This is a genomic window from Neisseria subflava, from assembly GCF_003044645.1.
Taxonomy (GTDB): Bacteria; Pseudomonadota; Gammaproteobacteria; order Burkholderiales; family Neisseriaceae; genus Neisseria; species Neisseria subflava_B.
In genome coordinates this window covers 1-12,913 of the sequence record NZ_POXL01000001.1, presented here as the reverse complement: position 1 = coordinate 12,913, position 12,913 = coordinate 1, and the positions used below count along the sequence as shown (strand labels likewise).

The 12,913-nt window shown below is 45.4% G+C and carries 13 protein-coding genes and 1 pseudogene; 9 read left to right on the top strand and 5 right to left on the bottom strand.

What is annotated here, in order from left to right; genetic code table 11:
* Positions 1-127: 127 nt before the first annotated feature.
* A complete protein-coding gene (locus tag DBY97_RS00075) occupies positions 128-646 on the bottom strand; it encodes a GbsR/MarR family transcriptional regulator (RefSeq protein ID WP_063068990.1) in 519 nt (172 codons plus the stop codon).
* A 243-nt stretch (positions 647-889) separates the two neighbouring features.
* On the opposite strand from DBY97_RS00075, the gene ygiD reads away from it, so the two are divergent.
* Complete coding sequence (ygiD, locus tag DBY97_RS00070) at positions 890-1,675, top strand: 4,5-DOPA dioxygenase extradiol (protein WP_107857045.1); 786 nt, start codon at positions 890-892, stop codon at positions 1,673-1,675.
* Between the two features lie 298 nt (positions 1,676-1,973).
* Here ygiD and DBY97_RS00065 read toward each other — a convergent pair whose 3' ends face one another.
* On the bottom strand, positions 1,974-2,960 hold the full coding sequence (locus DBY97_RS00065) for a GlxA family transcriptional regulator (protein ID WP_107857044.1): 987 nt from the start codon (positions 2,958-2,960) through the stop codon (positions 1,974-1,976).
* Between the two features lie 97 nt (positions 2,961-3,057).
* Between DBY97_RS00065 and DBY97_RS00060 the strand changes: the two genes are divergently transcribed.
* Positions 3,058-3,909: an MBL fold metallo-hydrolase gene (locus DBY97_RS00060; protein WP_107857043.1), complete on the top strand. Its 852-nt coding sequence runs from the start codon at positions 3,058-3,060 to the stop codon at positions 3,907-3,909.
* Positions 3,910-3,991: 82 nt separating this feature from the next.
* Here DBY97_RS00060 and DBY97_RS00055 read toward each other — a convergent pair whose 3' ends face one another.
* Positions 3,992-4,882 carry a LysR family transcriptional regulator gene (locus DBY97_RS00055; protein ID WP_107857042.1) on the bottom strand — a complete coding sequence of 297 codons (891 nt, stop codon included), beginning with the start codon at positions 4,880-4,882 and terminating at the stop codon, positions 3,992-3,994.
* Between the two features lie 176 nt (positions 4,883-5,058).
* Here DBY97_RS00055 and DBY97_RS00050 point away from each other — a divergent pair, with 176 nt between their 5' ends.
* The 6 genes from DBY97_RS00050 (at position 5,059) to DBY97_RS00020 (ending at position 8,780) form a co-directional block, all read left to right on the top strand.
* Positions 5,059-5,637, top strand: coding sequence for an NAD(P)H-dependent oxidoreductase (locus tag DBY97_RS00050; protein ID WP_107857041.1), 579 nt, complete (start codon positions 5,059-5,061; stop codon positions 5,635-5,637).
* A complete protein-coding gene (locus tag DBY97_RS00045) occupies positions 5,637-5,942 on the top strand; it encodes an aldo/keto reductase (RefSeq protein ID WP_234394511.1) in 306 nt (101 codons plus the stop codon). The genes DBY97_RS00050 and DBY97_RS00045 overlap by 1 nt, the downstream gene beginning before the upstream one ends.
* A 46-nt stretch (positions 5,943-5,988) precedes the next feature.
* Positions 5,989-6,489 carry an OsmC family protein gene (locus DBY97_RS00040; RefSeq protein ID WP_224783358.1) on the top strand — a complete coding sequence of 167 codons (501 nt, stop codon included), beginning with the start codon at positions 5,989-5,991 and terminating at the stop codon, positions 6,487-6,489.
* Positions 6,490-6,581: 92 nt separating this feature from the next.
* Positions 6,582-6,917, top strand: a complete 336-nt coding sequence (locus tag DBY97_RS00035) for a thioredoxin family protein (protein ID WP_107857040.1) — start codon at positions 6,582-6,584, stop codon at positions 6,915-6,917.
* Between the two features lie 266 nt (positions 6,918-7,183).
* Positions 7,184-7,495 carry an ArsR/SmtB family transcription factor gene (locus tag DBY97_RS00025; RefSeq protein WP_107857038.1) on the top strand — a complete coding sequence of 104 codons (312 nt, stop codon included), beginning with the start codon at positions 7,184-7,186 and terminating at the stop codon, positions 7,493-7,495.
* A gap of 73 nt (positions 7,496-7,568) precedes the next feature.
* On the top strand, positions 7,569-8,780 hold the full coding sequence (locus DBY97_RS00020; RefSeq protein WP_107857037.1) for an NADH:flavin oxidoreductase/NADH oxidase family protein: 1,212 nt from the start codon (positions 7,569-7,571) through the stop codon (positions 8,778-8,780).
* A 277-nt stretch (positions 8,781-9,057) separates the two neighbouring features.
* Here the strand turns inward: DBY97_RS00020 and DBY97_RS00015 are convergent, their stop codons facing one another.
* Entirely contained in the window at positions 9,058-9,690 is a 633-nt protein-coding gene (locus tag DBY97_RS00015) for a histidine phosphatase family protein (protein WP_107857036.1), read from the bottom strand.
* 91 nt (positions 9,691-9,781) lie between these two features.
* Complete coding sequence (locus DBY97_RS00010; protein ID WP_107857035.1) at positions 9,782-11,725, bottom strand: PEP/pyruvate-binding domain-containing protein; 1,944 nt, start codon at positions 11,723-11,725, stop codon at positions 9,782-9,784.
* Positions 11,726-11,820: 95 nt separating this feature from the next.
* On the opposite strand from DBY97_RS00010, the pseudogene DBY97_RS00005 reads away from it, so the two are divergent.
* Positions 11,821-12,474: pseudogene (locus DBY97_RS00005) on the top strand (IS1595 family transposase).
* Positions 12,475-12,913 lie beyond the last annotated feature (439 nt).

The window sequence follows — 12,913 nt, the reverse complement described above, 5'->3', positions numbered from 1 at the left end:
CCAGTGATTCAAAATCTACCAAAGAACATCAAGCTTCAGATAAATATGCCCATGCAAGGCTGCCATGAGTATGTTTCCGTATCCTAAATAGGATTGGCTATGTTTATTGAGAACAAGTCCATTGCCATCATCGGAAAAATTTTTGTATTCCAGCGCCTATTTTCAAAATTTTTACCATGGTTGAAGTAGAAAGCTTCAGCATTTCATTTGCCCACACGGTCAGCGTACTAATGAAATCATGGGTTTGTTGGATTCGCTGCTTGGCAGTTTCATTTTCCTGACTAAATTCGGGGCTGTCGATCAGGCTTTGCAAAAATTGCCGCGTCGGTTCTATTTCGCGCTGCATACGCACTTCAGCAATGGTGCGGAACAAAGTCCAGACATCATCCGAAGTTTCAAAATGATCGCGCCTATCGCCCAAGATATGCACAGTATGTACCAATCTCAGGTTTTGCAGCTCTTTAATACTGTTGCTGACATTGGAGCGCGCCACGCCGAGCGTTTCGGTAATTTCCTCGGCATTCATCGGCCTGCCCAAGATGTAGAGCAGGGCGTGGATTTGTGCAACGGTACGGTTGACCCCCCATTTGGTACCCATTTCGCCCCAATGGAGGATAAATTTTTCAGTGGTCGGATTCAGTTTCATAGTGATGGTATTCTATTTTTATCTTTTATTTCTGTCAATACAGAAATAAAGAAATTTTAGCGTATGAAGTAAAAATGTTCAGACGGCCTTTTGAATCACCCCTTCTTCTATATATTCTCTCAATATCTCTAGACTTTATCAGTCATGATTTCTTATGAGGAAAAGATGTTATTCATAAACCGGTATTTTTTGAATAAAAATTTATCCATACAATCTGCTGGATCCGATAACGAGGAGAAAATAATGAAAAAAATGCCTGTATTGTTTGTTGGGCATGGTAGCCCGATGAATGTGTTAGATAAAGAAAACCCGTTCAATCAGAATTTCAGCCTAATTACGCAAAAGTTTGCCAAACCCAAAGCCATTTTGATGATTTCAGCGCATTGGTACAGTAGCCGTTTGCAGGTTACGTCTGGCAAACATCCAGAAATGATTTACGATTTCTACGGCTTTCCTGAAGAGCTCAGCCAAGTGCAATATCCTGCGCCCGGTTCGCCTGAGTTGGCGGAGCAAGTGAAGTCATTATTACAGTCGGAAAATGTTGAGTTGAACCCAACACGAGGCTTTGATCATGGCGCCTGGGCGGTGTTGAAATTTCTCTATCCCGATGCCGATATTCCCGTAGTGCAACTGAGCCTTAACCGTTTGAAATCAGCTGAATGGCATTTCAATTTGGCGAAAAAATTATCTGCTTTACGCGAACAAGGCGTGCTGATTATCGGCAGCAGTAATATTGTGCATAATCTGAGGGCGATAAGCTGGGAACATATCGATCAAATCGGTGCAGGGTATGACTGGGCGTTTGCTTTTCGTGAAACGGTCAATCAGGCGATTGCGGTACAAGATAATGAAACTCTGGTGCATTATGAGCAGCTAGGCGAAAAGGCCGAGCTTTCTGTACCAACGCCGGATCATTACTTACCGTTGCTGTACACCATGGCATTACGTGAACCGCAAGACAAGATTACATTTTTCAACGATAAGCTGCTTGCAGGATCGCTTAGTATGACGTCGGTTTTGGTGGGGTGAAAAGGAAAAAATCCATCCTTTTTTGTAAATGCGCGATATTGTTTCAGACGGCATTTTGTGTCCATAGAAAATCTGTAATCTATATTAATTAGTGAAATTGAGCTTGTAATCTTTGAATATAAATGATTAGGATAGAACAAGCGTTTGAATTTTGAAGACGATTTATAAAAACTCTTTGAAATCTCTATACTCTTTGAAAAAGAAAAAAGGCCGTCTGAAAAGTGCAGGCTGCTTTTTGGGTTTTCAGACGACCTTCAAAGCAGCCTGCACCCAGGTATCTTGGATTGACTAACGCGAGCTATCTGCCAAATACTTTCCGCCAGGCATTCGGATTGATTTTAAACTTGGCTTTGAACTGTAAACGCAGGTTTACTGCGCTGCCGAAGCCGCTTTGTTCGGCGATGCGTTCTATCGGCAAATCCGTATTTTCCAACAAATCCTGTACCTGCCATAGCCGCTCTGTGGTGAGCCACTCACCGAAATTCATGCCTGTGGCTTGAGAAAAATGGCGGATAAAGGTTCGGCGGGAAACGGCTAATTTTTTTGCCAAATCGTCCAAGCGGTATGAGGTGGCAAGGTTTTGGCGCAGTTCGTCCAATAAGTGATTGATTTTGTCATCGGCGGTACGACGTTCGACAGGTCGGTGGATAAACTGTGCCTGTCCGCCTTCGCGGTGTGGTGCCGCAACCAAGGTACGAGCAAGGTCGTTGGCAACGGTTGCACCGTGGATTTTGCGGATGAGGTACAGGCAGCAATCCAGCCCGCCCGCCGCACCTGCCGATGTTAAAAAATTGCCGTCTTCCGCATATAGGCGGTTGGTATCCAGATGAATTTTAGGGAAGCGGCGGACAAAGTCGTCTTCGGCAAGCCAGTGGGTGGCGGCGGTTCTGCCGTCTAAAAGTCCTGTGTAGGCAAGGGCGTAAGAGCCGTAGCATAGTGCGACAATATGTGCACCACGTTTCGCTGCCCGCTGTAAATTCTCAGCCAGTTCCGGCGTCGGGGCTTCTTCAATATTGCGCCAGCCTGCGATGACGATGATGTTAGCTTCTTCCGTCAAATCTAGGCCGCCGTGTATGGGAATGCTTGCGCCCAGTGCCGTGATGACGTCTTTGCTGTCATCGGAACAGATTTTCAGGTCAAAGAGCGGATTGTCCCGATAGGTCGTCTGAAAAACAGAAAAGGGAATGTTGAAGACAAAATCATTCATGCCCGATTGAGCATATAGCACGATTTTTGGGACAGTTTGATTTTGGCGAAACTCGTTATGCTCGTTTTCAGACGACATTTTGGCACTATCCTTACGTTTATTGGCAATATTGCCTATTTTAGCCGATGTACCTGCTGCTTAAAATACGCTTCATGATTTTTTAAGGAGCAACATAATGAAATTCAAGCAATTTATTCTTGCCACTGTTTTGGGCGCGACAGCCTTTTCCGCTTGGGCAGACGATTCATACCAACATATCCGTAACGCTACTGCCAAAGTCGAATATGCAGGACAGACGTTTTTGATTGACCCTTTTTTCGCCCCCAAGCATTCCATGAACGGCTTTGCCGGCACGTTCAATAACCAAGCCAAAATGCCGCTGGTCGGGCTGCCGATGAGTGTGAATAAAATTTTGGACGGTGTGGATGCAGTTATCGTTACCCATACTCACGAAGACCATTGGGACGAAACCGCAGCACGTTCCATTCCGAAAAAACTGCCCGTATATGTGCAGCACCAAGCCGACGCGGCAAAAATCCGTAGCCAAGGCTTTACTGATGTACGCGTGTTGAACGGCAGCGCTGTCTTCAACGGCGTAACCATCAGCAAAACCGGCGGCGTACATGGTACAGAAGCCATGTATGCCAACCCTCAGCTAGCCGAAATCTTAGGTGATGCAATGGGTGTGGTATTCCAAAGCAACGGACATAAAACTGCTTATATTATGGGTGATACTGTGTGGACGGCAGATGTAAACAAAGCATTGAACCGCTACAAACCCGATTATCTGATTATGAACACGGGCTACGCGCTGATTTCAGGCATTTCAGACGGCATTATTATGGGAACGGCTGATGTATTAAAAGCCAGCCAAGTCATGCCTAAAGCCAAAATCATCACCGTACACATGGATACCGTGAATCATACCGCCATCAGCCGCGCCGATATGCGTAAATTTATACGCGGTCAAGGCATTGAAAGCCGTGTGAACGTTCCGGAAGACGGAGAGACTGTGAGGCTAGATTGATAAGCGGTCATCTTTTAAAGAGAATTTGCAAAAATACCTGAAAACCTGACCGCACTTTCACATAAAAAAGCCGTCTGAATTTTCAGACGGCTTTTACTTTTAACGCATCCACAATCAACTTAAACACATTGGAATGCCCGCGGCGGCTGGGGTAATAGAGGTAAAGCGGTTCGTAAGTCATAGCATACTCAGGCAATAGCTCGACCAGGTGTCCCGAATTGAGTGCATCCGCTACGCTCATATGTGCTATCCACGCAATGCCAAGGCCGTCTGAAACGGCTTGCAGACGCAGATGATTGTTGATGGAAAAGTGCGATTTTGGTGTGAACGTAATCAGCTCTTTTTTGTATTTGAATTCCCACTGCATCTCCGTGCCGTGTTCAGCGGAGAGTTTTATGCCGATAAGGCGGTGCTGTTGCAGATCATCAATATTTTTCGGTGAGCCGTGTTGCGCCAAATAATCGGGCGAGGCAACCAATACCATTTTGAGCGGTGCGGAAATTGGCACCGCAATCATCTCTTTCGCTACCTTGTTACCTAACCGAACGCCCATATCAAATCCTTCTTTCACAATATCTGCCCAACGATCGTCCACCACGATTTCCAAGCGGATTTTCGGGTATTGGTTCAAAATCGGCTTTAATTTTGGATACAACACGGCTTCCGCTGCCATCGCCGGGGCGTTGATGCGAATCAATCCCGATGGCGTATTCAAAAAATCATTTAATGCATCGACTTCTTGGTTTATGGCTTGATAAAGTGGGAAAAGTTGGTCGAAAAGCTGCTGCCCGGCTTCGGTCAGTGACACATTGCGTGTAGTGCGGTTGAACAGACGCAGGTTCAGCCGCGTTTCTAAATTTTTCATGCTATGGCTCAACGCCGAAGAAGAAATCCCCAAAAGTTGCCCCGCTTTCACAAAACTCTGCGTTTGCGCCAACGTCAAAAAATAATTCAGTTCGTTAAAGTTCTGCATTTTCTCTTTAAACTCTCTTTTATTAGTGAATTTAATTCATTACATTATAAAGATAAACCCTATTTATCTCAATAAAAACAAATCATAAAATGACTGCAACTTCATGAGAGTAAACAGAAGACAATAACCGCAAACATCACATCCTTTTTTATAAATTATTTATTCTAGGAGTAAAAATGAACATTTTATTATTAAACGGTGGAAAAGAATTCGGCCATTCGCATGGTGAGTTAAACAACACGCTTCACAAAAAAGCAAAAGAAGTTTTGACCGCACTTGGACACAATGTAAAAGAAACTGTGATTGATGCTGGCTATGATATTGAGACAGAAATCGAAAAATTCTTGTGGATGGATGCCGTGATTTGGCAGATGCCTGTTTGGTGGATGCACGAGCCTTGGACAGTGAAGAAATACATAGACGAAGTATTTATCGCTGGACACGGCAAGCTTTACCACAGTGATGGCCGTCATCGTATCAGCCCGACCGAAGGCTTCGGTACAGGTGGTTTATTGCAAGGCAAAAAACACATGCTTTCGCTTACTTGGAATGCGCCGATTGAAGCGTTCACCCGTGAAGGCGACTTCTTTGAAGGCAAAGATGTGGATGCTGTGTACATGCCTTTCCACAAACTCAACGAGTTCATCGGTTTGACCCGTCTACCGACATTTACATGTAACGATGTAGTTAAAAATCCACAAGTAGAACAATACTTCGCAGACTACCAAGCACATTTGAAAAAAGTGTTCGGTTAATGATAAAACATCAACTTGAAGCGGTGGGCTTTTGCCCACCATTTTGTCAGTCGCTAATTGGTACGAAATATGGCAAATCCGTGGCGCAAGTGATTACCCGCTGGCTGGTGGAACGTGGCATCATTGTATTGGCAAAATCCACCAAACCCGAACGTATGGCGGAAAACTTGAACGTCTTTGATTTTGCTCTCAGCGATGAAGACAAAGCCGAAATTGCCAAACTGGACGGCACGTTCGCCGCCATCGTCAATCACGATACGGTGGATAATTTGAAGCGCATCTCCGCGTGGAAAATGGGCGTGTAAGTGTAGCGAAAAACCATCTGCAATTCATCATATGAAAGGACAAAACATGATTAACGGGTTAGATATCGAACGTTTCCGAACTACCATGGCAGCGGTTGAAAACGACCATGCAAAAGGCAAGGCAGTATTACGCGCCGATTCGCGCTGGGTATCCGGCACGAAGAATGAAATCTCCGTGCGCCGCTTCCCTGCCTTTACCACAGACGAACCGAAAAACATGGGCGGTGAAAACGCCGCCCCAAATCCGGTGGAATACCTGATCAGCGCTGCGGCAGGCTGCTGCTCCATAGGTTTCGAGTTGCAAGCAGCATTGGCAGGCGTGAAACTGGAACAGTTTGAAATATCCGCAAGCGGCGGTATCGACATGGCCAAACTGTTCGGCATGGAAGATGGCTACGGCGGACTGGATAATCTGGTGCTAACCATAAAAGTAAAAGCCGACGCCGACCTTCCTACCCTGCAAAATTTCGCCGACCGCTCAGCCGCCACCTCCCCAGTGTTGAACAGCCTGAAAGCGCGGGCAAAAGTGGTTGTGGAAAAAATCTAGACGACTCAAAACGTTTTCTTGTTTTCATTTCGTTAAAAGCCCCTTTTCTGGACAACTAGAAAAGGGCTTAATCGCTCAAAGGAGGACATGACATGCAACAATTGCACACTTTGAAAGACATCGAACAGGCCATCGCCACACACCCTTTAGTATCACTGTACATCAAAGCCCCAATCTGCGGTGTTTGTACGGTCGTGGCCGCCCAGCTTGATTCAGCTTTGGCGGTGGAAGGAAATGTGTATGCCGTAAAAGCCGATATTGCTGAAATACCCGAAATGGCCGGACGTTTCCATGTGCTGACCGTACCTGCATGGCTGCTGTTTTATCAAGGCAAGGAAGTAGAACGGATGGCCCGCTTCATCCCTCAGGCACAGATGAAGCAGACATTGGCAAAATGGACAAAAGTAGCAGAAAGCGAACATCAGTAACCGGTCTATCAATGTTTCAGACGGCTGCGGTCTTGATAATGATGCAAGTGGTCAAGTTTTTAAGATGATTTGCAAAACACTTAAAAATTTGACCGTTCTTTATTACGAAAAGGTCGTCTGAAATGGCTTGCAGACTGAGATGATTATTGATGAAACGCTGTGATTTGTACGCTAAAACCATCTTCTGAAAATTCCCTTTGACATTCTCCATCTTTCCCAATAAAATAAGTTCAAGTTTTTAAACATATAAACTCAATAGGTCAAATATGCCGCAACAAACCATGAATTTAATGCGCGAGTGCATTCCCATCTTTACCGTGTTGAGTGATGAAAACCGCCATCAAATCCTGCATATATTGTGGGAACATGGCAGGATGAATGTGAATGAGCTGACCGAGCATCTGCATCTGTCGCGCCCTGCTGTGTCGCACCATTTAAAAATCATGCTGCAAGCCGGAGCGGTGGCAGTGGAGCAGGTCGGCAAAGAGCGGTTTTACAGTATTGCCATGGCGGATACGGTGGCGAGATTGAAACAGCTTGCTGATTTGATGGCTCAAAATTGCCCACTTTCAAAATAGGGTTATCCGTTGACCCTTTATTTTTACTCAAATACGTTCACATTTTTAAACTTATCAACTTAAAGGAACGATTATGTTATTCACGCCATTCACTTTTCAAAACGGTAAAACCGCCAAAAACCGTATCTTCAAATCCGCCATGGAAGAGCAACTTGCCCAAAACGACCAGCCGTCTGAAAAACTTGTCCGCCTCTACGACACTTGGGCAGAAGGCGGCGCGGGCGTTTTAGTTACGGGCAATGTGATGGTCGCCGAAAGCGGCAAAGGTTCGATAAACGATGTGGTAATTTCAGACGGCCGCAGCCTTGAGATGCTGAAAAAATGGGCGAAAGCCGGCACGCAAAACGACACGCTGCTCATCATGCAAATTAACCATGCGGGTAAACAGTCGCCTGCGGTGGTCAATAAAACGCCGCTTGCACCGAGCGCCGTGCCGTTGGTGGGCATGGACGGCTTTATCAACCCGCCGCGCGAATTGACTGCCGATGAAATCAACGGGCTGATTCAGCAATTCGTACAAACCGCGAAAATTGCCGAACAGGCAGGGTTTTCAGGCGTACAAATTCACGGCGCGCACGGCTATCTCATCAGCCAATTCCTCTCGCCGCACCACAATCGCCGCCAAGACCAATGGGGCGGCAGCTTGGAAAACCGTATGCGCTTCCTTTTGGAAACCTACACTGCCATCCGCGCTGCCGTGGGCAAAGATTTCTTGGTCGGTGTAAAACTCAATTCGGCGGATTTCCAAAAAGGCGGATTTGACGAAAGCGAATCGGTGCAGGTGGTGCAAAAACTATCGGAAATGGGCATTGATTTTATTGAAGTTTCCGGTGGCAACTACGAAAGCCCGCAAATGCTCGCCGCCAAAGACAGCACCCGCAAACGTGAAGCCTTCTTCATCGATTACGCCGAAAAAGCCCGTGCAGTCAGCCAAGCCCCGCTGATTATCACTGGCGGCTTCCGTTCACAAAACGCCATGGAAGATGCCTTATCTAGCGGCCATTTGGATTTGGTCGGCGTCGCTCGCCCGTTTGCCTTAGTCCCTGATTTAGCAAACCAAATGCAAAACGGCACCTACCAAATCGTGCAAACCGACCGCATCAAAACGGGCGTAGCATTCATTGATAAAAAAGCAGGCGCAATGCTGGAGATGAATTGGTATATGACACAAATGGACTTGATTGGGCAAGGTAAACAACCCAATCCTAAATTGTCGGCGTGGAAAGTATTGTTGAAAACCTTGTGGGAAAACGGCAAGGCGGGGTTAAGTACAGGTAGAGCTTGATGGGGCAAGTGGTTGGATTTGAAGGAGGATTAAATTTTAAAATTTAACCGTATTTAAAAGCATGGAATATAAATAAATTAATGCCAAAAAAACCGTTTGAATCTTTAAGTTCAAACGGTTTTTTAGAATTTACGGTAGAGACATTAAATATAGAAAAGACGTTGTTTGGATTGAGATTTAAAATAAAAAATAATGAGTAGATTTAAAACAAGCGTATTGGGGCTTGAGTTAACAGACTAACAGTGTGTCGATGTGTGAATTAGGTAATAGATTGTGATCATTGTAAATGAGCCACATCGTTAAGTTGCTCAATATGAAAACCGCTTTCACTATCGTATTTCACAATACTGATCGAAGTATTCAACAATGACACGGATTTACCCTCATCACGATGATTTTCCCAAGTTGCTCCGCCTAGTAAGGATAATAAAAGCCGCAAGGTATGGCCATGCGATATCACTAAAATATTGGCTCCCGATTGATGTACCTTAATGATATCGTAAATGGCGGCCATTGCACGTACTGCTAATTGTTCAAAGGTTTCGCCACCATTGCTTAATGCTTTATAAGCTGCCGGGTCATTGGTCAGTTGTTTGAATTCGGTTAGCTTACGCAGGTCAGCGATCTGTATACCTTCCCAACTTCCAAAAGATTGCTCATTTAGTCCACAGTGCTGAAAAAGAGGGATGGGACGCTGGCCGATAATATGGCTAGCCGTATCAATGGCACGTTGTAAGATGCTGGAATAAGCAGCGGTAAATTCTACTTGTTGTAGCACCGCCCCGGTTTTTAGAGCTCCTGCAATCCCTTGTTCGGTCAGTGGTGAATTGCCGGATCCCTGCAAAAGCCCCTGTTCGTTCCATTGGGTACGGCCATGGCGAATAAAATAAAAAGTGAGTTGTTTTGACATCATAGTTCCTTGGAGAACGGGAAGTATAGGGTATAACTAACTCATGATGCAAAGGCCGTCTGAAACGATAATTTCAGACGGCCTTTTTACTTTAACGTGTGCCGTTTAGATACGGTCGTGCCTGGAGGATAACAAGCTTATCCTTGTCAAACGCCCATTCGATATCCTGCTCGCCATTAGCAAATAGCTGTTTGATTTGTTGGCCGGTTTGGTCAAGGCAACGTATTTGTTCTTGATTCATCACGTTGCCACTGGTTACAGGCACTTCTCGTACTCCACCATTTTTATCCAGTTGCAACGCTGTGGTTTCATTAGAGGAGCTGAGACGTTGTACGGAATCATTGCGACGGTTATAGACTACCTGTTCGGCTACCCGTTTTCCCTCAACGACACGAATACCCAACCCGCGTTTGGCGGCAATGTAGGCGCTATTTTTCTGAGCGGCATCATAGGGATTGATGGTAACCAATACGCCGGAGAGATCTGCATTGATGCTTTGTTGCACAAAGACACTCATTTTCACGCTATCGTGAGGCAATTCGGCAATACGGCGGGCTTCATATGCGCTGTAATTGAAAACGGAAGCCCAAGATTGCTTCACTGCTTTGGCTAACGCGTTTTCATCGATAACATTTGGCACGGTGGTGTACAGCCCTGCGCCGCTGAAATTGGGTAGGTCTTCGGAATTAGAGGAGCTGCGGACAAACACGCCTTTGCTGTTTAATTGATTGCGCCATTGTTCAGCCCATCTGTGTTTCCATTCTGACGGGATTTCGGCATCGGTAATTTTTTTCTGCAGTGAGAGTAAGGCAGTGCGGCGCTTGCGGTTGTCTCCATCACTTTGTGTTTCGATTTGTGCCAGTGTTGTCGCGTTAATACCCAGCCTATCCATCATGGCTTGATAGTAGGCAAACGGAATGCAGAATCCATCAGGTACATTACTACCTTCAATATGGGCGCGGATATGGCCGAGGTTGGCAGCCTTACTGCCGCAGTAACGACTGTCATCACGGCGCAGGTTTGCCAAAGCCCGAAGGCTGTAATCGGAAACATCAGGTTGGGGCAGGGTAAGGCCGTCTGAAAAGCTTTTGCTGGTAGTGTTCCGGTTGGTTTGGACAATTCGGTATTGTTTAGCAGTCGCTTCAAATTCGATATGACGACCAATATATGGGGCTAGAATTTTTTCTGCGTCTTTAAGGTAAATATTAGGAATCTCCCAACCGCGTGCCAATACATTCACATGTGATAGTGCAGTGGATGGTTTCTCACTGATAATCCCCGCCACAGGTGGCAGCTCTAGGGGAACCTCTTTCAAAATAATAATATCGTCGGAGCCGACATTATAGAGATCATCTTCTTTGGCAATAATGCGTAATGTGCCTATCGCTTTGCCTTGGTATAGAGGCAGGTAGGGGAAATTCTTAATCAAACTTTCTTGGGTAATAAAAGGAACTTTGCTTTGTTCGGCAACGGTTTCCTGCCATAAAGAATTGGTTTTATAACGCAACGGAGCGTAGAAACTGTTTTTCAGACGGCCTGCCGCCAATTTCAACAATTCAGGCGTGATTTTGTCTCCTTCCCAAAACTCATAAACATATTCCTGAGTGCTATTCTGCCAACTGATAGTGCCAAACAGATAACGCCGGTTAGGACTACGGTATTGTTGATTCAATTCAGTTTTCGACAGCATGGGTTTCGAGATAGTAGCCAGATAATGCTCATGCAGCCGAAATTTGGGAGTATTGATATAGTCAGTACGGTTATCGTCTTCACGATCGATGAGGAAAAGGATATGAGGAATTTCATATTCACTACCTTGCTCATAGATACGCGAAAGTAAGTCAAAATCGGCTTGGCTTTTGATTACAGATAATGCAGGAATTTGTGTTTTAACTGGAGTGACTGCAGTTTGACGCTTTTCAGACTCGTAATAAGAAGGCTTACGTGCCGTTGGTGCAGCCGTATCGGCTGTTTCAGCTTCAGGACGGCACGCTGAAAGTAAAAACAATATTGGGAGGTAAAAAGCAGGCTTCATGATGTTGTCGGTTATCTAAATCAGATGAAAAGAAATATACCTATGGTAAAAATCTAGGGGCTGACGTAGATTAGCGGTTATGCTAGGCTACGAAAATGCAGATAATCAATTGTAAATTAAGCAAGAGAGTTCAAAAGAAACTACTTGAATTTTTTGTACTCCAAGTTACCGCCCGTTCCGCTGCCGATATTTTGGGCATTCAGCCCAACTCCGCTATTCTGTTCTACCGCAAAATTCGTATAGTTATCAGCCATTACTGGCCTTGGTTGCCGATGAGGTTTTTGAGGGCTCTGTTGAGCTGGACGCAAGTTATTTCGGCGGAAGGCGTTAAAGGCAGACGTGGTCGCGGTGCAGCAGGAAAAGTAGTTGTCTTTGGCATCCTGAAACGCAACGGATGGGTCTATACCGTTGTTGTAAACAATGCCAAGTCCGATACTTTGATACCTGTTATCAAACGGAAAATTATGCCGGACAGTATTGTTTATACCGATAGTCTGAGCAGTTACGACAAGTTGGATGTGAGCGGTTTTATTCATTACCGCATCAACCATTCCAAGGAATTTGCAGACCGTCAGAACCACATTAACGGCATTGATAATTTTTGGAATCAGGCAAAACGCGTCTTGCGAAAATACAACGGAATCGAACGCAAATCCTTCCCGCTGTTCTTGAAAGAATGCGAATTTCGGTTTAATTTCGGCACACCCTCCCGGCAGCTTAAAATTCTGCGGGATTGGTGTGGAATTTAGGGCTAATCTACGTCAGCCCCAAAATCTAAATCAAACTGTTTGTTGCCTGGATAAATCAGTTTTATCAAAGGCCGTTTGAAACGTGATTTCAGACGGCCTATTTAAATGGTGTTTTTAAGATAAATTTGGCAATTCTGTTTTGCAGTAACTGTATTACTGCTTTACTGAATAGTGGAATAGGGCGGGGGGAATGTCTCTTTATCCCTTATTTCAACCGTTCGGGCAGACTTTTTTCCATTCATCCCATTCGCTTTACCAGCGGCATTATCCCCGTTACCATACAGTGTTCATCGTCAGTCGGATATTACCCTTATGACCGCCCGCCAATCCTACCACCTTACCTTTGCCCGTTTTTCCCCTTCACTTTCAGTCCGCTCCTTTAGCGCATCCGAGGCGGTCAATACCGCTTACCGTGTCGAAATTACCGCCACCTCGACCG